General features: G+C 74.1%; 1 protein-coding gene. It reads right to left on the bottom strand.

Annotation, left to right across the window (positions count from 1 at the left end; genetic code table 11):
* Positions 1-35 precede the first annotated feature (35 nt).
* Entirely contained in the window at positions 36-22313 is a 22278-nt protein-coding gene (locus ACWGR4_RS07875) for an SDR family NAD(P)-dependent oxidoreductase (RefSeq protein ID WP_452128485.1), read from the bottom strand.
* Positions 22314-22330: the final 17 nt, after the last annotated feature.

Raw genomic sequence — 22330 nt, 5'->3', positions numbered from 1 at the left:
ATCTGTCGTCGGTCCTCGATCCCGCCGTTGTCGAATCAGTGCTCGATCCCGCCGTCGATGAAGTCGAACAGCTCCTCGTCCGTGGCCGCGTCGAACCCTCGGCCGCCGGCCGCGTCGCCGTTCGCGCCCGACTCGCGGCCGGCGAGCGGGGCTTCCGGGCCGCCGATCAGGTCCCGCAGCCGCTCCGTCGCCCTGGCGCGGTCCGCATCGTCGAGTTGTGCGAGCATCGCCTCGACCCGGTCGATCTCGCCGAGCACCGAGTCCCACGAGACCCCGTGCTCGCGGCGCAGCAGGCCGTGCAGGTGCCGGCCCAGGGCCGCCGCGTTGGGGTGGCTGAAGATCAGCGTGGCCGGCAGGGTCAGGCCCAGCGCGGCGCGCAGTCGGTTGCGCATCTCCAGGGCGGTCAGCGAGTCGAAGCCGAGATCCTTGAACGCCGCTCCCGTCTCGATCGCGGTCGGATCGGCATGACCGAGGATCGCGGCGGCGCAGCCGCGAACCAGGTCGACCAGGACGCTTTCCCGCTCGTCGTCCGGCAGGTCGAGCAGTCGGCCGATCAGTGCGGGCGCCGCCTCGGCGGCGGCGCCGACGCGGTGGTTCGGGTCGGCCACCAGCGTGGTCAACAGCGCCGGCAGTGCGCCCGGTTCGGCCCGGCGCAGCGCCGAGGTGTCCGGCGCGAGCGGGATCAGGGCCGGTTCGGGCAGCCCGAGGGCCCGGTCGAACAGGACCGTGGCCTGCTCGCCGGGCAACGGCAGCAGCCCGGCGACCGGTTCGGCCCCCGGTGCCCAGGCCAGCGCGAGCGCGGGCAGCCCGGCGGCGTGCCGGTGCCGGGCCAGGGCGTCCAGGAAGGCGTCGCCGGCCGCGTGTTCGCCGCGCCCGGGGTCGGCGAGTACGCCGTCCAGGGCGGTGCAGAGCACGAAGGCGGACAGGTCGGCGTCGCGGGTGAGTTCGTGCAGGTGTACGGCCGCGTCCACCCGGGCCCGCAGCATGGCCTCGGTGTGCGACCGGCCGAGCCCGGCGGTGTGCACCACGGCGGTCAGCGGGCTGTGCTCGGGGATCGTGGCCAGCAGCTTCGCCAGTTCGGTGCGGTCGGTCACGTCGCAGACGACCACGTGGATCTCCGCGCCCTGCGCGGCCAGTTCCCGGGCAAGCGGCATCCCGGCGGCGGGCCCGCCGGCCAGGATCAGCCGGCGCACTCCGTGGGCGGTCACCAGGTGCCGAGCCAGCAGTGTGCCGACCGGGTCGGTGCCGTCGGTCGGGTCGGTCGGGTCGGTCGCGACAGTGACCAATACCGTGCCGTCGGTCGGGAAGCCCGCCGTGCCGGTCTCGCCCGCCGGTACCCGGGCCAGGCCCGGCAGCAGTACCGTGCCCGCGCGGATCGCGAACTCGGCGCGACCGGCGGACGCTTCGGCCAGCAGCACCGGCCAGGACCCGTCCTCCCCGTCCACGTCGGCGAGCACGAACCGCTCGGGGTCCGCCGCCCGGGCCGCCCGCACCACGCCCCACACCGCCGCCGCGCCCGGATCGGTGACCCGGTCCTCGGGCCGCGCCGAGACCGCGTCGTGGGTCACCACGACCAGGCGGGAGGCCGCCAGCCGCGGCTCGGCCCGCCACTGCCGCAGGGTCTCGCGCACCGCCCGGATCGTGGCCCGGATCGCCTCCGGATCGAGCCCGCCGGCCGGGTCGATCCGCACGGGCAGCGCGACCAGATCCGGAACCGGGACGCCGACCTCGACGGCCGCGATCAAATCGGCGGCGGTCCCATAGGCCGGCACCCCGTCCCAAGCCCGCGCACCGAGCACGGCCCAGCGACCTCCTGCCGCCGCCGGGTCGGTCGGCTCGACCCGGGCCCACTCCCAGCGGGTCAACCACGGTCGGGCCCGCCCGGCCGCCCGCACCTGCCCCGCGGTCCATGGCCGCAGCGCCACCGACTCGATCCGGGCCATGGATCGGCCTGCCTCGTCGGCCAGTTCGACCTCGACGCCGTCCCCGTCGACGCCCCGCAGCCGAATCCGGCCGGCGGTACCGGCATCGCCGCCCAGCGTCACCCCGCGCCAGGCGCCGGCCAGCCGCACCTCGGTCGGTGCGCCGCCGGGTGCCGAGCCGGGGGCAAGCCCGTGCAGGGCCGCATCGAGCAGGGCCGGGTGCAGGCCGAAGCGGGCGGTGCCACGTTCGCCGTCGGCGGTGCGCGCGACCTCGGCGAACAGGTCGTCGCCGCGCCGCCACGCGGCCCGCAGTCCGGCGAGCGTCGGGCCGTAGCCCAGGCCCAGTTCGGTCAACCGCCGATATACGTCCGCCACGTCCAGCGGCGTCGCCCCGATCGGCGGCCATGGCCCGGACTCCTGCTGCGGCCGGTGCGCGCCGGGGGCCACCGTGCCCGAGGCGTGTCGGGTCCACGGCTCGGCGGCGGGCGCGTCCTCGGGCCGGGAGTGTATGGTCAGCGCCCGCGTACCCGCGTCGTCCGGTGCCTCGACGGTGACCTGGATCCGCACCCCGTCCGCGTCCGGCAACACCAGCGGCTCCTGCAGGGCCAACTCCTCGACCACCGCGCAGCCGAGGGCGCCGCCCGCGCGCAGCGCCAGGTCCACGAACACCGTGCCCGGGACCAGGACTTCGCCGAGCACGAGGTGGTCGGCGAGCCAACCGTGTGTGGTGGTGTCCAGGCGCCCGGTGAACACGGTCGCCGAGCCGTCGGCCAGGTCGACCCCGGCGCCCAGGATCGGGTGCTCCACCGCGAACTGCCCCCAGCCGACGCCCCCTCGGGCCGGTCCGACGGGCTCCACCCAGTGCCGCCGACGCTGGAAGGCGTACGTGGGCAGCGCGACCCGGCGACCCGGTAGCAGCCCGGCCCAGTCCACCGCGCCGCCGTGCACGAACATCGCGGAGAGCGCGGCGAGCAGCCGATCGGCGCCGCCGTCCGCGCGGCGCAGCGTCTCCAGGGTGGCACCGTGCACGCCGAGCGAGTCCAGGGTGTCGCCGAGCGGCACCACCAGGCCGGGGTGCGAGCTGCATTCGAGGAACACGGTGTGTCCGTCGGCCGCCGCCGCGCCGATCGCCTCCTCGAACCGCACGGTGCGCCGCATGTTCTCGAACCAGTAGTCGATGTCGAGCAGCGCGTCGTCGGCGAGTCGGCCGCCGGTGACCGTGGAGTACATCGGCACCCGCCCGGGGGTGGGTTGGATGCCCGCGAGCAGGCGTTCCAGGTCGCCGCGTACAGCGTCCATCTGCGGCGAGTGCGAGGAGTACGCGGCCGGGATCCAGCGCGCCCGTACACCCTCGCGCTCGCAGTCGGCCACGATCAGGGCCAAGGCGTCGGTGTCGCCGGACAACACGGTGTTGGTCGGGCTGTTGATCCCGCCCACGTTGACCAGGTCCCCGGTGCCGGTGCGGGTGATCAACTCCTCGGCCCGCAGGGCGGATACCGCGACAGCCACCATCGCGCCGCGGATCATGTCGGCGGCCTGCACCGCGCGGATCCGCAGCGCGGCGATCCGGGCGGCGTCCGGCAGGGTCAGGTGGCCGGCTATGTACGCGGCGGCGATCTCGCCCTGGGAGTGCCCGATCACCGCGGCCGGTCGCACCCCGCACGACTCCCACCAGCGGGCCAGACCCACCATCACCGCGAACAGCACGGGTTGCACCACCTCGACCCGGCGCAGCAGTTCGGCCGTCTCGTCGTCGGTGCCGCGCAGCACGTCGAGCAGCGCCCAGCCCGGCAGCAGCGGGTCCATCACCTCGGCGCACTGCGTGACGGTCTCCGCGAAGACCGGGCAGCACGTCAGCAACTCCGCCGCCATGCCCACCCATTGCGATCCCTGGCCGGGGAAGACGAACACCGGCCCGGGCCCGATCGCCGTCGGCGCCTCGCCCGTTGCCGGCGAGTCGACCAACTCAGCGAGTGCGGCGACCAGTTCGTCGGTATCCCGACCCCGGACCACCGCGCGCCGCTCGAACACCGCCCGCCCGCGCACCAGCGAGGCGGCCACGTCGGCCGGGGCAAACTCCGGATGCGCGGCGGCCCAGTCCCGCAGCCGCGCCGCCTGCGCCCGCAACCCGGCCTGGGATCGCGCGGACACCACCCACGGCACGATCCCCCCGAGCGCGGCGGCCGGCGCGGCATCGACCGGCGCGGCATCGACCGCGCCCTCCGCCGGCGCCTGCTCGATGATCACGTGCGCGTTGGTCCCGCTCACCCCGAACGAGGAGATCCCGGCCCGACGCACCCGTTCCCCCGCCGGCCACGCCACCGGCTCGGTGAGCAGCCGCACCTGTCCCGACGCCCAGTCCACATGCGGCGTGGGCGCGTCCACGTGCAACGTCGGCGGCAACGTCCCGTGCCGCAGCGCGAGCACCATCTTGATCACCCCGGCGACCCCCGCCGCGGCCTGAGTGTGCCCGATGTTGGACTTGACCGACCCCAGCCACAGCGGCCGTTGCGCCGGCCGGTCCTGCCCGTAGGTCGCCAGCAGCGCCTGCGCCTCGATCGGGTCGCCGAGCGTGGTCCCGGTGCCGTGCGCCTCGACCGCGTCGACGTCCGTCGCGACCAGGCCCGCGTTGTGCAACGCCTGTCGGATCACCCGCTGTTGCGAGGGGCCGTTGGGTGCGGTCAGCCCGTTCGAGGCGCCGTCCTGGTTGACCGCCGAGCCGCGCACCACGGCCAGTACCGGATGCCCGCGCCGGCGCGCGTCGGACAGCCGCTCGACGAGTACCAGGCCGACACCCTCGCCCCAGCCGGTGCCGTTGGCCGCCGCCGCGAAGGGCTTGCAGCGCCCGTCCGCGGCCAGTCCGCGCTGCCGGCTGAACTCGATGAACGCCTGCGGCGACGTCAACACCGCCACCCCGCCCGCAAGCGCGAGATCGCACTCACCCGCACGCAGTGCGTTCGCCGCCAGGTGCAGGGCGACCAGGGATGACGAGCACGCGGTGTCCACGGTCACCGCCGGCCCCTCCAGGCCCAGGACGTAGGAGACCCGGCCGGAGATCACGCTGGTCGCGGTCCCGGTCAGCAGGTAGCCCTCCTGGCCCTCGGCCATCGCCTGCGAAGTGCCGTGGTAGTCCTGCGCCATGGCCCCGACGAACACGCCCGTGCCGCTGCCGCGCAGCGTGGTGGGGTCGATGCCGGCCTGCTCGAACGTTTCCCACGCGGTCTCCAACAGGAGCCGCTGCTGCGGGTCCATCGAGGTCGCCTCGCGGGGCGAGATCCCGAAGAACTCGGCGTCGAAGTGCACCGCGTCGGCGACGAATCCGCCTTCACGGACGTACGACTTGCCCACCCGGTCGGGGTCCGGGTCGAAGAGTGTGTCCAACTCCCAACCCCGGTCTTGGGGGAAGGGCCCGATGGTGTCGGTGCCCTCGGCGAGCATCCGCCACATCTCGTCCTGTCCGGCCACCCCGCCCGGGTAGCGGCAGCCGACGCCCACGATCACGATCGGGTCGTCGTCGGTGTGTGCGGCGGGTCGCTCGGGTTCGACGACCACGGGCGCTACGCCCAGGAGTTCGTCGCCGACGTGGTCGGCGAGGGCCTGCGGGGTCGGGTGGTCGAAGACCAGGGTGACGGGCAGGCGCAGGCCGGTCGCCGCACCGATGCGGTTGCGCAGTTCGACCGACGTGAGCGAGTCGAAGCCGAGGGCCTTGAACGGGCGCAGCGGGGCGACCGCGTCCGGGGTGGCGTGGCCCAGGACGGCGGCGGTCTCGGTGCGAACCAGGGTCAGCAGCGTCTGCCGGCGCCGCTCCTCGGGCAGTCGGGCCAGCCGCTCGGCCAGGGACGCGGCGTCCGGCGCGGTGTCGGCGGCGGCGCGGCGTCCGCGCGGGCGCACCAGGTCGCGCAGCAGTGCGGGTACGGTCGGGGCGGCGGCGCGCAGCGCGTCCGGGTCCAGGCGGGCGGGCACGATCGTGGGGCGGTCGGCCGCGCGGAGCGCGTCGTACAGGGTGAGTGCGTGGGCGGTCTCCAGCGCGGCGACGCCGGTGCGGGCAATGCGGTTCAGGTCCTCGGCGCCCAGGTGTCCGGTCATCCCGCTGGCCTGCGCCCACAGACCCCAGGCGGCCGCGGTCGCGGCCAGGCCGCGGGCTCGGCGGTGCTGGGCGAGCGCGTCCAGGAAGGCGTTCGCGGCGGCGTAGTTGGCCTGTCCGGCGCCGCCGAAGGTGCCGGCCATCGAGGAGAACAGCACGAACTCGGCCAGGTCGAGGTCGCGGGTCAGCTCGTGCAGGTTCCAGGCGGCGTGCAGTTTCGGGCGCAGCACCCGGTCCAGCCGCTCGGGGGTGAGCGCGGTCAGCGCCGCGTCGTCGATCACGCCGGCGGCGTGGATCACCGAGGTGAGCGGGTGTTCGGCCGGGATGTCGGCGAGCAGCGCGGCCAGCGCCGCACGGTCGGCGGCGTCGCAGGCCGCGATGGTCACCCGGGCGCCGAGCGCGGTCAGTTCGGCGGACAACTCGGCCGCGCCGTCGGCGGCCGGGCCGCGCCGGCCGATCAGGAGCAGGTGTCGTACCCCGGCGGTGCGTACGAGGTGGCGGGCGAGCAGGCCGCCGAGGGTGCCGGTGCCGCCGGTGATCAGGACCGTGCCCTCCGGGTCGGGAGCGGCGCCGAGGGTGGGCGGCAGGGTCAGCACGATCTTGCCGGTGTGCCGGGCCTGGCTCAGGTGCCGGAACGCGCCGACCGCACCGCGCACATCCCACGGGGTCACGGGCAGCGGGTGCAACACGCCGGTCTCGAAGAGCCGGTACAGGTCGGCCAGCATCTCCCGGATCCGCTCCGGCCCCGCGTCCATCAGGTCGAACGCCCGGTAGTCGCGGCCCGGATGGGCGGCAAGCACCTCGTCCCGGTCGCGGATGTCGGTCTTGCCCATCTCCAGGAATCGGCCGCCGGGCGCGAGCAACCGCAGTGAGGCGTCGACGAATTCGTGCGCGAGCGAGTTGAGCACCACGTCGACCTCGCCGAACCGGTGCGCGAAGTCGAGATCGCGCGAGGACGCCAGATGCGCGTCGTCCACGCCCTGGCCGCGCAGGGTGGCCCATTTGCCGGGCGAGGCGGTGCCGAACACCTCCACGTTCCAGTGCCGGGCCAGTTGCACGGCCGCCATGCCCACTCCGCCGGTGGCGGCGTGGACGAGCAGCGATTCGCCGGCGCGCAGCCCGCCGAGGTCGGCCAGGCCGTAGTAGGCGGTCAGGAACACCACCGGGACGGCCGCGGCCTGGGCGTAGGTCCAGCCGGTGGGGATCGGCGCGAGCAGCCGGTGGTCGGCCACGGTAATCGGTCCGGTGCCGCCGCCGAACAGGCCCATCACCCGGTCGCCCGGGACGAGTTCGGGCACATCGGGGCCGACCTCCACGACGATTCCGGCCCCCTCGCCGCCGGGCGGGCGGGTGTCGGTGACCATGCCGAGGGCGACCACGACGTCGCGGAAGTTCAGCCCGGCGGCGCGGACGGCGATCCGGACCTGTCCGGGCGCGAGCGGGACCGCCGCGTCGGCGTTCGGGAGCAGCGCGAGCCGGTCCAGGGTGCCACCGCCGAGCAGGTCGAGCCGCCAGGCCGGGGCGCCGGCGGGCGGGCTCAGGCGCGGTTCGGTGCCGGTGCGGATCAGTCGGGGTGCGGACACGGTGCCCGTGCGGATGGCCAGTTGCGGTTCGCCGACGTCGGTGACGACGGCGGCGCGCAGCGCGGCGAAGGAGTCGGCGTGGTCGTCCAGGTCGACCAGCACGATCCGGCCCGGGTGTTCGGTCTGCGCGGAGCGGACCAGGCCCACGATCGGCGCGGCGACCAGGTCGCACACGTCCTCGCCGTGGTGCCCGGGTACTGCGCCCCGGGTCAGCACGACCAGGGTGCATGCGGTGAGGCGTGGGTCGGTCAGTGCGCGCTGGAGCAGGTCGAGTACGCGGTGTGTGGCGGCCCGGGCGGCTTCGGGGACGTCGTCCCCGGTCCGGCCGGCGCAGGTGATCAGCAGTACGTCGGCGGGGTCGGGGTCGCCGTCCGCGTGCACCTCGGCGCCGGCGGCGCGCAGCCCGGCCACCGCCTCCAGTTCGTCCGGGCCGAGCAACGACCAGCGGGCGGTGCTGGGTTCGGTGGGAGTGGGCAGCGGGGACCAGTCGACGTGGTGGAGGTCGCGGTGGGCCGGGTCGGCGGCGGGCGCGAGCCGGTCGGCGGTCGCGGGGCGGCCGACCAGGGCACCGACGGTGGCGACCAAGGCGCCGGTGTGATCGGTGAGTTCGAGGCCGACGGTGTCCGGGCCGCGGCGTTCCAGGCGGACCCGGAGCGCGGCGGCGCCGACGGCGTGCAGGCGTACGTCGGTCCAGGCGAAGGGTAGGCCGATGGCACCGTCCCCGCCGGATGTTCCGCTGTCGGCGGCGCCGGCGGCGTGCAGCGCGGCGTCCAGCAGGGCCGGGTGCAGCGCGAAGTCCCGTGCGCCGTGCGCCTCGTCGCCCGGCGCGACCTCGGCCAGGACCGTATCGCCCAGGCGCCACGCGGCCCGCACCGCCCGGAAGGCCGGTCCGTACCGGTAGCCCTGCCCGGCCAACCGCTCGTACAGCCCGTCCACGTCCAGCGCGACGGCCCCGGCGGGCGGCCACGCGGCGTCGGTCGCCGGCACGGCGTCGAGGCCGTCCGCGACCGGCGCCACTACCCCGCTCGCGTGCCGCGTCCACGTCTGCTCCGCGGGCGCGTCGTCGGCTCGGGAGTGGATGGTCAGCGCTCGGCGGCCCTGCTCGTCCGGCTCGTCCAGCAACACCTGCAGGTGTACGGCGCCGGTGTCGGTGAGCCGCAGCGGGGCCTCGACGGTCAGCTCCTCGATCAGGTCACAGTCGGCCCGATCGCCCGCTTGGAGGGCGAGTTCGACGAACGCGGTGCCCGGGAGCAGCACCGTGTCCAGGATCGTGTGGTCGGCGAGCCAGGGGTGGGTGCGCAGCGAGATGCGGCCGGTGAGGATGTGCCGGTCGCCCTCGGCGGGTACCACGGCCGCGCCCAACAGGGGGTGTGCCGCCGGGTGCAGGCCGAGGCCGGCCGCGTCGGTGGGCGTCTTGCCCGCCTCCAGCCAGTAGCGCTCGCGTTGGAATGCGTAGGTGGGCAGGTCGACCGGCCGGGGCCGGTGTCCGGCGTGGGTCGCGGACCAGTCCACCGGGACGCCGTGCACGTGCAGGCCGGCCGCGGCGGTGAGGAAACGGGCGAGGGTGTCGGTGTCGCGCTGGAGGCTGCCCACGACCGTCACGTCCGTACCGGCGCGCTGGGCACTGTCCTCGACGGCGGGCGCAAGGACCGGATGCGGGCTGGTCTCGACGAACACCGTGTGGCCGTCCCGCAGCAGGGCATCGGTGGCCCGGTCGAAGGCGACGGTGGCGCGCAGGTTGCGGTACCAGTACTCGGCGTCGAGCGCGGTGCCCTCGACGGGTTCGCCGGTGACCGAGGAGTAGAAGACCGCGTCGGTGGTCGGCGTGGGCACGATCTCGCCCAGGGCGGCGAGCAGTTCCTCGCAGACCTGCTCGACCTGGGCGGAGTGCGAGGCGTAGTCGACCGGGAGCACCCGGGCGCGGATCCCGTCCGCCTCGCAGTGGGCGTGCAGTTCGGCGAGCGCGTCGGCCGCGCCGGAAATCACCACGGCGGCGGGGCCGTTGACGGCGGCGATGCCGAGCCGGTCCGCGAATCCGTCGAGCAATCGGGCGATCTGCTCCGGGCCGGCCGCGACGGACATCATCCCGCCGTCGCCGGACAACCCGCGCAGGGCGCGGCTGCGCAGTGCGACGATCCGGGCCGCGTCGTCGAGGGTGAGCGCGCCCGCGATGTGGGCGGCGGCGATCTCGCCCTGCGAGTGGCCGACCACCGAAGCCGGCCGTACGCCCAGCGAGCGCCACAGTTCGGCGAGCGCGACCATCACCGCGAACAACACCGGTTGCACCACGTCGACCCGGTCGAGCGGCGGCGCGTCGGGCTCGCCGCGCAGCACGGCGAGCAGCGACCAGTCGGTGTGCGGCGCGAGTGCCGCGTCGCAGTCGCGGATCCGGGCGGCGAAGACCGGCGACTCGGTGAGCAGTCGGGCGCCCATGCCGGGCCACTGCGAACCCTGTCCGCCGAACACGAAGGCGATCCGGCCGGGTTCGCCGGCCACGCCCACCGGCACCGCCGCGTCGGGCCGGTCGGCGCTCAGCGCGTCCAGCCCGGCCCGCAGGCCCGCCGCGTCCTCGGCGACCACCACGGCGCGGTGTTCGAACCGGGATCGGCCGCCGACGAGCGCGTGCGCGATGTCGACCGGCCCGTACTCGGGGTGCGCGTCCAGGTGTGCGCGCAGCCGCTCGGCCTGCCCGCGCAGTGCCACCGCGCTCGCCCCGGACAGTGGCCACGCCAGCGCGGCCAAAGGCGCCGACGCCGGTGCCGGTTCGGCGGGCGCGGTCGGGGCGGGGTCGCCCTGTTCCAGGATCACGTGCGCGTTGGTCCCGCTGATCCCGAACGACGACACCCCCGCACGGCGCGGACGCCCGGTCTGCGGCCACGGGGTCGCGGCGGTGAGCAGCGACACCGCCCCCGCCGACCAGTCCACGTGCGGTGAGGGGGCGTCCACGTGCAGCGTCCCGGGCAGTTCGGCATGCCGCATCGCCATGATCATCTTGATCACGCCGGCCACGCCCGCCGCCGCCTGGGTGTGCCCGAGGTTGGACTTGACCGACCCCAGCCACAACGGCCGATCCGCCGGCCGGTCCTGCCCGTAGGTGGCGAGCAGGGCGCGCGCCTCGATCGGGTCGCCCAGCGGCGTGCCGGTGCCGTGCGCCTCCACCGCGTCCACGTCGGACGGACGCAACTCGGCGTGCGCGAGCGCATCCCGGATCACCCGCTCCTGGGCGAGCCCGTTGGGCGCGGCCAGGCCGTTGCTGGCGCCGTCCTGGTTGATCGCACTGCCGCGCACCACGGCCAGCACCGGATGGCCCAACCGGCGCGCGTCCGACAGGCGTTCCACCAGGAGCAGACCGATGCCCTCGGACCACGAGGTACCGTCGGCGCCGGCCGCGAACGACTTGCACCGCGCATCCGGGGCCAGGCCGCGCTGCCGGGAGAACTCGACGAACGTGGCCGGGCTGGACATCACCGTCACCCCGCCCGCCAGCGCCAGATCACACTCACCCTGGCGCAGTGCGTTGGCCGCCAGGTGCAGTGCGACCAAGGACGACGAGCAGGCGGTGTCCACGGTCACCGCGGGCCCCTCCAGACCCAGCGTGTAGGCCACCCGCCCGGACGCGATACTGCCCGCGCTGCCGTTGCCGAGATAGCCGTCCACGCCCTCCGGCGCGCTGCCCAGCCGCGACGCGTAGTCGGCGTACATCAGGCCCGCGTACACCCCGGTACGACTGCCGCGCAGCGACCTGGGATCCACGCCGGCGCGCTCGATCGCCTCCCAGGACGCCTCCAGGAGCAACCGCTGCTGCGGGTCCATGGCCAGCGCCTCGCGCGGCGAGATGCCGAAGAACTCCGGGTCGAACTCGGTTGCCTCGTAAAGGAATCCGCCCTCGCGTACATACGAGGTACCGGCATGTTCGGGGTCCGGGTGGAACAGCTCGGCCAGGTCCCAGCCCCGATCCTGCGGGAACTCCGAGATGGCGTCGGTGTGTTCCGACACCAGCCGCCACAGGTCCTCGGGGCTCGCGACGCCGCCGGGGAAGCGGCAGCTGATCGCCACCACCGCGACCGGCTCGTCCGACACCGGGCGGGCGACACCCGCCGCCCGCCCGGGTGTCGGCGCGTCGAGCAGTTGCGCGCGCAGGTGTACGCCCACGGCACGCGCGCACGGATGGTCGAACAACATCGTGGCGGGCAGGCGCAGCCCGACCGCCGTGCTCAACCGGGTGCGCAGTTCCAACGCCGCCAGCGAGTCCAGGCCCAGTTCGCCGAACGCGCGGTCCGGGTCGATCGTGCGCGCGTCGGCGTGGCCGAGCACACCGGCCGCGTGGGTACGGACCAGGTCGACCAACAGCCGGTCCTGCTCGGCCTCGGGCAACGCGGCCAATCGGCGCACCAGTGAGCGGGCGGTGTCCGAGGTACGGGCCGGCGCACGCCGGGCCCGGGTCGGCACCAGCCCGCGCAACACGGGCGCCACCCGCTCCTCCGGACCGCGCAGGATCGCCGGATCGAGGCGCAGCGGCGTCAGCACCGCCTCGGGCCGCCCGGCCGCCGCGTCCAGCAGTGCGAGGCCCTGCTCCACGGACAACGCCCGCACACCCGCGCCGGCCGCCCGGCGCCGATCGGTCGCGCTCATCGTCGCGGTCAGCGCACTGCGTTCGGCCCACAACCCCCACTGCAACGACACGGCCGGTCGGCCGCGCGCTCGGCGCCGGCGGGCCAGCGCGTCGAGGGCGACATTGGCCGCCGCGTAGTTGGCCTGGCCGGGGTTGCCGACCGGACCGGCGGCCGAGGAGAACAGGACGAACGCCGACAGGTCGGCGTCGGCGGTGAGTTCGTCCAGGTGCAGCGCCGCGTCGATCTTGGGGCGCAACACCGCCGCCAGCCGCTCGGGGGTCAGCGTCCCGACCAGCCCGTCGTCGGTCACCCCGGCCAGGTGCACCACGCCGGTCAGCGGGTGGGCGGCCGGGATCGCGGCCAACACGTCGGCCAGCACGCCACGTTCGGCAGCGTCTCCGGCGGCGAAGGTGACGTGCGCGCCGGCCTCGATCAGTTCGGCCCGCAACTCGGCGGCCTCGGGGGCTTCGTCGCCGCGACGGGAGAGCAGGAGGAGGCGGCGCACCCCGTGTACGCGCACCAGGTGCCGGGCGACCTGCCGGCCCAGTGCTCCGGTGCCACCGGTGATCAGGACGGTGCCTTCGGCGGCGAAGCCGAAGTCGGCCTTGGGCGCCACGGCCGCTCGGCGCAGGCGCGGAACCAGGACGCGACCGGCCCGCACGGCCGCCTCGGGCTCGACCACGACGGCGGCGATGGCCTCGGGCGAGACCTCGTCGAGGTCGTCGGCGTCGACGAGCGCGAACCGCTCGGGGTGTTCGGAGCAGGCGGTACGAAGCAGGCCATGGGTCGCGGCGGCGGCCGGGTCCGGCGCGTCGCCTTCGGCGGCGGCGACCGCGTGTCGGGTGCGCACGATCAGGCGGGCCGACTCGAAGCGCTCGTCGGCGAGCCAGGATCGGGCCAGGTCCAGCGCTTGGGCGGCGGCTTGGTGTACGGCTTCGGCGGATACGCCGGGAACGGCGGTGACCAGGTCGTACAGGACCGTCTCGGGGATTGCCGATTCGGCCAGGGCGGCCAGGTCAGGGTGATGTGTGGCACCGAATCGGGTGGCTGTCGAGGCGAGTTCGGGGCCGCCCACCACCGCCCCGAGCGTGTCCGCCATGTCCGCCGTGTCCGCCGGTGACAGCGGCGTCCACTGCGGCTCGAACAACTCGCCCGCGTTCGCGTCGGGTCGTGGCAGTCGGTCCCGCGAGGGTTCGCGCACCGCCAGGGCCTCGACCGCGACCACCGGTCGACCCGTCTCGTCGGTGGCCGTCACCGCGATGGTGTCGGGCCCGGTGGGACGCAGCCGAACCCGCAACGTGCGAGCCCCGGACGTGTGCAGCGCCACTCCGCGCCAGGAGAACGGCAGCCGCAGGCGCGGCTCCGCCGCGTCGAGCAGGGTCAGGCCCAGCGGGTGCAACGCGGCGTCGAACAGCGCGGGGTGCAGCTCGAACCGGCCGTCGGCGGCCGGGTCGTCGGCCGCGAGCACGATCTCCGCGAACACCTCGTCATCACGGCGCCAGGTCGCTTGTACGCCCCGGAACGAGGGTCCGTAGTCGACGCCGGTCTCGGCGAACCAGGGATACAGCCCCGCCGAGTCCATCGCGGTCGCATCGGCAGGCGGCCAACTCGCGGCATCCGAGGGTGCATCCACCTCGGCTGATGGACCCAGGGCCCCGGCGGCGTGCAGCGTCCAAGGCGCCTCCTCCGCCGAATCCGGGCGGGCATGCACCGTGATCGTCCGTGTCCCGCTCTCCTCCGGTACACCGACTCGGACCTGGACCTGCACACCGCCCGTCGACGGCAGCGCCAGCGGGGCCGACAGGGTCAGCTCGTCGACCCGCGCGCAGTCCAGGAGGCGGCCGACGTGCAGGGCCAGCTCCAGGAATGCCGTGCCCGGCAGCAATACCGTGCCCAAGACGGTGTGTTCGGCCAACCACGGATGGGTGTCCAGGGCCAACCGGCCGGTGAACAGGACGCCCTGGTCGTCCGCCAGGCCCACGACCGCACCGAGCAGCGGATGGTCCACCACACCCTGCCCCAGCCCGACCGCGTCGCCCGCGTCCACACCGGCGTGCAACCAGAAGCGCCGCCGCTCGAAGGCGTAGGTCGGCAGGTCCACCCGTCCCCCGGGCCCGGAACCGGTGGACAACGCGGCCCAATCCACCGTCGCGCCGTGCACGAACACCCGGGCGAGCGCCTCCACCACACTCGACACGGCCGCTCGACCCCGACGCCGGGTCGCTACGGCGGCCACGTCCTCCGCGCCGGCCGTGCCCTCGACCACCATCGCGGTCAACGCCGCCTCCGGCCCGATCTCCACGAAGGTCCGTACCCCTTCGGCGCGCAGCGTGGCGATCGCATCCCCGAAGCGCACCGCGCGGCGTACGTGCCGCACCCAGTACTCGGGATCAGCCAACTCTTCGGCGCCCGCAACCCGCCCGGTGGTGTCCGACACCACCGCGATCTCGGGCGTGCCGTAGGTCAACCCGGTCAGCACCTCGCGGAGTTCGGCCAACATCGGTTGCATCAGCGCCGAGTGGAAGGCGTGCGACACCGACAGGCGCGAGATCCGCCACCCGCGCATCACGCAGTCCGGTTCGAGCGCGGCCACCGCCTCGGCGGGTCCGGAAACCACCACACTCGCCGGGCCGTTCACCGCTGCGATCGTCACCTCGGCCGGGCACGACGCCGCCACCTCGGCCTCGCTCGCACCGACGGCGAGCATCGCCCCTCCACTCGGCAGCGCACTCATCAACCGAGCCCGCGCCGCGACGAAGACCACCGCATCCGCGAGCGAGAACACTCCCGCCACATGCGCCGCAACGATCTCGCCGAGCGAATGCCCCACCACGAAGTCGGGCGCCTGCCCCCACGAGGCCCACAGCCGGTACAGCGCCACCTCGAACGCGAACAGCGCCGGCTGGGCCACCCCGGTGTCCTGCGCGTCGGCATCCGACACCCCTTCGGCACCGAGCACGACGTCCCGCACCGAGAACGGCACCACATCGTCGAAGGCCGCACACACCTCGTCCAGGGCGCCGGCGAACACCGGGAACGCCGCGTGAAGTTCGCGGCCTATACCGAGCGCCCGCACCCCCTGACCCGTGCACAGCACGGCCGTCTTCCCCGGCCCGCGACCCACCGCACCGACCACCGCGCCCTCGGCGCCCGCCGCCACGGCGGACAACCCATCGGCCAGCTCGGCGAGATCGGCGCCGGAGACCACCGCCCGATGGCCGAACAGCGCCCGTTCGCACACCAACGACCGGGCCACGTGCGCCGGATCGAGATCCGGACGGGCCGTGACCCAGTCGCGCAGCCGGGCCGCCTGTTCCCGTACCGCTGCCTCGGACCGCGCCGACACCACCCAGGTGTGCCGCCCGCCGAGCCCGGACTCGACGGCCACATTCGGCACTTCGGTCACCGGCGGCGGCTCTTCCAGCACCACGTGTGCATTCGTCCCGCTGATTCCGAAGGACGACACACCGGCCCGGCGCACCCGCTCCCCCGCCGGCCACGCCACCTCGTCCGCCAACACCTCGACCCGCCCGGCCGACCAATCCACATGCGGCGTCGGCTCGTCCACATGCAACGTCCGAGGCAACACCCCATGCCGCAGCGCCAACACCATCTTGATCACCCCGGCCACACCCGCAGCCGCCTGCGTGTGCCCGAGGTTGGACTTGACCGACCCGAGCCACAGCGGCCGATCCCCCGGCCGATCCTGCCCATAGGTCGCCAACAACGCCTGCGCCTCGATCGGATCACCCAACGTCGTCCCGGTCCCGTGCGCCTCCACGGCGTCCACATCGGCGGGCGACAACCCGGCGCTGCCCAACGCCTGCCGGATCACCCGCTGCTGCGACGGCCCGTTCGGCGCGGTCAAACCATTCGACGCGCCGTCCTGGTTCACCGCCGACCCACGCACCACCGCCAGTACCGAATGCCCATTGCGCCGCGCATCCGACAACCGCTCCACCAGCACCAACCCGACACCTTCACCCCACCCGGTGCCGTCCGCCGCCGCCGCGAACGACCGGCACCGGCCGTCGGACGACAGGCCGCGCTGCCGGGAGAAGTCGAGGAAGACGCTGGGCGTCGACATCACGGTGACGCCACCCGCCAGGGCCAGTTCACACTCGCCCGACCGCACCGCGTTCACCGCCAGGTGCAGCGCCACCAGGGACGACGAGCACGCCGTGTCCACGGTGACCGCCGGCCCCTCCAGACCGAACGTGTAGGCCACCCGGCCCGAGGCGACGCTGCCCACATTGCCGTTGCCGATGTAGCCTTCCAGTTCGTCCGGCACCTTCCGCAGCCGGCCACCCGCGTAGTCGTAGTAGATGGCGCCGGCGAAAACCCCGGTCCGGCTGCCGCGCAGCGAGGTCGGATCGATGCCCGCCCGCTCGAACGTCTCCCACGCCGTCTCCAGGAGCAACCGCTGCTGCGGATCCATCGCCAACGCCTCACGCGGCGAGATCCCGAAGAGGTCCGGGTCGAAGTCGGCGGCCGTGTCCACGAATCCGCCGGTGCGCACGTAGGTGCTGCCGGGTCGGTCCGGGTCCGGGTCGAAGATGCGCTCGACATCCCAGCCACGATCGGTGGGGAAGTCGGTGAGGGTGTCCACCCCACCGGCCACCACGTCCCACAGGTGTTCGGGCGCGGTGATCCCGCCGGGGAACCGGCAGCCCATGCCGACGATCACGATCGAGTCCTCGCCGGCGTCGGAACCGACCGGCGACACCACCTGCGCTCCGAGGGTCGAGCCGACCGGGCCCCCGGCGTCCTCCTCGGCGAGCCGATCACGCAGCCACCGGCCCAGGACCACCGGGCTGGGGTAGTCGAAGACCAGCGTGGCGGGCAGCCGCAGTCCGGTTGCCGTGTTCAGTCGATTGCGCAGCTCCAGACCTGTGAGCGAATCGAAGCCCAGGTCGCGGAACGCCCGTGTCTCATCGATCTCGGTCGCGTCGGCGTGGCCGATGACGGCGGCGGCATGCACGCACACCGCCCGGATCAGCGTCTGCTCCCAGTCGAAGGCCGATACGCCGGCCGGACGACGGCGCAGTTCGGCCACCGAACCCGCCGTCGCAGCCCGCCGGTTGGGCACCCGGGCCAGACCGCGCAGCAGCGTGGGCACCACCGATCCGGCGGTGCGTAGCACCGCGAGGTCCATCCGGACCACGGTCGGTGTCGGTTCGGCATGGTTCGTCGCCGCGTCGAACAGGGCCAACCCCTGTTCCGGCGCCAGGGGCAGTACACCCAAACGCGCCATCCGCTGCCGGTCGGCGTCGCCGAGCCCCGCGGTCATCTCGCTGGTCGGCGCCCACCAGCCCCACGCCAACGAGCTGCCGGGCAGGCCCTCACGGCGCCGGCGGCGTGCGAGCGCGTCGAGAAAGGCGTTGGCCGCCGCGTAGTTGCCCTGGCCGGGGTTTCCGAGCACACCCGCCGCAGAGGAGAACAGCACAAACGCGGTCAGGTCCAGGTGCCGGGTCGCCTCGTGCAGGTTCCACGCGGCGTCCACCTTAGGGCGCAACACCGCGTCCAGCCGGTCGGCGGTGAGGGACTGTACGACGCCGTCGTCCACCACACCCGCCGCGTGGATCACCGCCGTCAGCGGGTGTTCGGCGGGGATGTCCGCCAACACCCGCTCCAGCGTGGCGCGGTCTGCGGCGTCCCCGGCCACGCAGGTCACCTCGGCACCGAACGCGGCGAGTTCCGCGACCAGGTCCGTCGCGCCGGCGGCCGTACCGCCGCGCCGACTGAGCAACAGGAGCCGGCGCACGCCGTGTTCGGTGACCAGGTGCCGGGCAAGCAGCGTGCCCAGGGTGCCGGTGCCGCCGGTGATCAGGACCGTGCCGTCGGCAGCGGGCACGAATCCGCCCGATCCGCCGTCCGCCGGGGCTCGAACCAGCCTCGGTATCAGGGCCGTTCCATCTCGCAGGATCAGCTGGTCCGCACCGGTCCGCAGGGACCGGTCGAACTCCGGGCCGGGGTCGGCGACGGAGTCCGCGTCCACCAGGACGAAGCGCCCCGGGTGTTCGGACTGGGCGGAGCGGACCAGGCCCCAGACAGCCGCCGAGGCCGGACGTACCTGCTCGTCGGCGACCGCGACCGCGCCGGAGGTGACGAACACCAGCCGAGAGTCGGCGAACCGCTCGTCCGCCAGCCAGTCCCGGAGTACCGCCAGCACCTGCCGGCCGGCCGTGTGCGCCGCCGCCACGGGGTCCGCGTCGTCGACCGATACGGGCAGAGCCACCAGAGCCGGTACGTCCGTTCCGGTGTCCATGGCAGCCACCAGCGCGGCGAGATCGGCCGCACCGTCGCCGCCCAGCAGGGTCGCGTTCGGCACGTCGTCATCGACGTCCGGTAGCTCCAACGCGGTCCACGCGAGCGTGAACAGGGAGTCGCGGACCAAAGCATCGGGCGTCCGCAACCCGTCCGCCGAGACCGGGCGAATGGTCAGCGACTCGATCGCCACCACCTCCCGGCCGCCCTCGTCCCACGCCCGGACCGACACCTCGCCGGAAGCCGAGTCCGAGCCCGCAGCCGACCCCGACTCCGACCCCGACGCCGAGCGCACCAGCCGAACCCGCAACCGTCGCGCCCCGGGAACACCCGCCCGAATGCCGTGCCACACGAACGGCAGCCCGGCCACGATCGGCGCGTCGGCACCGGCCGCGACCACCAGCGGGTGCAATGCGGCATCGAGCAGCGCCGGGTGCACCGCGAACCGGTCCGCGTCCGCGTGCCCCTCCTCCGGCAACTCCACCTCGGCGAACAACTCGTCGCCTCGCGCCCGGACCGACCGCAGCCCCTGGAACACGGGGCCGTAGTCGAAGCCCGCCACCGCCAGCCGCTCGTAGGCGTCGTCGACCCCCACCACCTCGGCACCGGTCGGCGGCCACCGCCCGGCCGGCGCGTCCTCGGCCCGCTCCTCGCCCGCCGCGACCAGCACCCCCGAGGCGTGCCGGGTCCACGGGTGGTCCGGCGGCGCGTCCTCGGCCCGCGAGTGCACATCGACCGTCCGGGCCCCGTCGCCGCCGTCGCCGCCGTCGCCGTCCGCGGTACCGACCACGACCTGTACAAGGACGCCCGAGGCGTCCGGCAGCACGAGCGGCGTGTGCAGGGTCAGTTCCTCGATCGCCGGGTAGCCGACCTCGGCTCCGGCCCGCAGGACCAGGTCCAGGAACGCCGTCCCGGGCACGATCACCGTGCCGAGCACGGCGTGGTCGGCCAGCCACGGTTGGGCGGTCGTCGACAGCCGCCCGGTGAACACGGTGCCCGCGTCGCCGGCCAGGTCGACGGCGGCGCCGAGTACCGGATGCGTCACCGCGCGCTGCCCCCAGGCCACGCCGCCGCCTGCGGGCGATTCGGCCTCGGCCCAATAGCGCCGATGTTGGAAGGCGTACGTGGGCAGGTCGGCCCGCCCCTCGCCCGGAAACAGTGCGGCCCAGTCCACCGGCACACCCGCCACGAACGCCGCCGAGAGCGCGGCGACCAGCCGATCGGGGCCGCCGTCGTCCCGCCGTAACGTCTCCAGGACCGTGCCGTCGTCGACGCCCAGCTCATCGAGGGTGTCCGCGAGCGGCACGACCAGGCCCGGATGCGGGCTGCACTCGACGAAGGCGACGTGTCCGTCGGCAACGGCTGCCCCCACTGCGGTGGTCAGCCGTACCGTCCCGCGCAGGTTCTCGAACCAGTAGCCGGCGCCCAACTCGGCCGGGTCCGTGACGACTTCCCCGGTCAGCGTCGAGTACATCGGCACCCGACCCGCCCGCGGCGTCACCTCGGCCGACAAACGCTCGACCTCGTCCCGGACCACCTCCATGTGCGCGGAATGCGACGCGTAGTCCACGGGGATCCACCGGGCTCGCGCACCCTCGCGCTCGCACGCGTCGACGACGGCGGCCAGTGCCTCACGGTCGCCGGAAAGCACCACGCTCTGCGGCCCGTTGACGGCCGCGAGCGACAACCCGGCGGAGCCGGCCACCAGTTCCTCGGCACGCTCGACGGACACGCCCACGGAGACCATGCCGCCACCGGCCGCCGCGATCCCGCGCAGCGCCCGACTGCGGAACACCACGATCCGTACCGCATCCGCCAGCGACAGATATCCCGCCACATGCGCAGCCGCGATCTCCCCCTGTGAGTGTCCGATCACCGCACCCGGCTTGACCCCACACGACTCCCACCACCGCGCAAGCCCCACCATCACCACGAACAACGCCGGCTGAACCACATCCACCCGCTCCGCCAACGCCTCACCACCGGCAGACCCACCCCGCAACACATCCAACAACGACCAATCCGCCACCAACGGATCCATCACCGCAGCACACTCGGCAACCACACCCGCAAACACCGGCGAACACTCCAACAACCCGGCCGCCATCCCCACCCACTGCGACCCCTGCCCCGGAAACACGAACACCGGACCGGGTCCGGCGAACATCGGCCGCCCACCGGCGAGTTCTCCGCGGTCGGCCACCTCGCCGATCCCGACGGCGAGTTCGGCGACATCCCGCCCGCGCACCACGGCGCGACGTTCCAGCACCGCACGCCCCACCGCCAACGACCGGCCCACGTCGACCGGATCCGCCTCGGGGTGCTCGGCCAGCCAGTCCCGCAATCGCCCCGCCTGCGCGCGCAACGCCGCCTCGGATCGGGCCGACAACACCCACGGCAGGACACTGCCGATGCCCGTGGGCGCGGGCACCTCCACGACACCGTCGTCGCCGTCCGACGGCGCCTCCTCCACCACCACGTGCGCGTTCGTCCCGCTCGCCCCGAACGACGAGACACCGGCCCGGCGCGGCCGGTCCGACCTCGGCCACGGCACGGGCTCCGTGAGCAGTTCCACCCGCCCGGCCGACCAGTCGATGTGCGGCGAGGGCGCGTCGACGTGCAGCGTCCTGGGCAGCACGCCGTGCCGCAGGGCCAACACCATCTTGATCATCCCGGCCACCCCCGCGGCGGCCTGGGTGTGTCCGATGTTGGACTTGATCGACCCGAGCCTCAGCGGCCGATCCGCGGGCCGATCCTGCCCGTAGGTCGCCAACAGCGCGTGCGCCTCGATGGGGTCGCCGAGCGTGGTCCCGGTGCCGTGTGCCTCCACGGCGTCCACGTCACCGGTCACCAGCCCGGCGCTCTGCAGGGCCTGCCGGATCACCCGCTCCTGGGCCGGGCCGTTCGGCGCGGTCAGCCCGTTCGACGCGCCGTCCTGGTTGATCGCCGAACCGCGCAGCACGGCCAGTACCGGATGTCCGTTGCGCCGCGCGTCGGAGAGCCGTTCGATCAGGAACAGGCCCGCGCCGTCGGAGAGGATGAACCCGTCGGCCGCCGCCGAGAACGGCTTGCATCGGCCGTCGCGGGCCAGTCCGCGCTGCCGGCTGAAGTTGACGAAGATCTCCGGCGTGCACATCACCGTCGCACCGCCGGCCAGGGCCAGGTCGCATTCCCCCGACCGCAGTGCGTTGCTCGCCAGGTGCAGTGCCACCAGGGACGACGAACACGCCGTGTCCACGGTCACCGCCGGCCCCTCCAGGCCGAGGATGTACGCCACCCGACCCGCCAGCAGGCTGGCCCCGTTGGCCATGCCGAGCGTGCCGTCCCGGCCCTTGGCGGTGCGGGCCAACACGGTCGTGTAGTCGAGACCGTTGATCCCGGTGTAGATCCCGGTCCGGCTGTGCCGCAGCGACGTCGGGTCGATGCCCGCGCGTTCCACGGCCTCCCAAGAGGTCTCCAGAAGCAGTCGCTGCTGCGGGTCCATCGCCGCCGCCTCGCGGGGCGAGATGCCGAAGAACTCGGCGTCGAAGTCGGCGACGTCGTACAGGAATCCGCCCTCGCGGACGTACGACGTGCCCGGCCGGTCGGGATCCGGGTCGTACAGGCCGTCGAGGTCCCAGCCCCGGTCGGTCGGGAACTCGCCGATCGCATCGCCGCCTTCGACGACGAACCGCCACAGGTCCTCCGGCGTACCCAAACCGCCGGGGAAGCGGCAGGCCATGCCCACGATCGCGATCGGCTCGCGCTGCCGGTCCTCCAACTCGCGTACCCGGCGATGCGCGTCGCGCGCATCGGTGATGGCCTTCCGCAGGTACGAGCGCAGTTTCTCTTCCGACTCAGCCACGTTGCCTCTACTCCTTG

It is taken from the genome of Embleya sp. NPDC055664, assembly GCF_053618075.1.
This window is presented reverse-complemented; position numbering and strand designations above follow the sequence as displayed.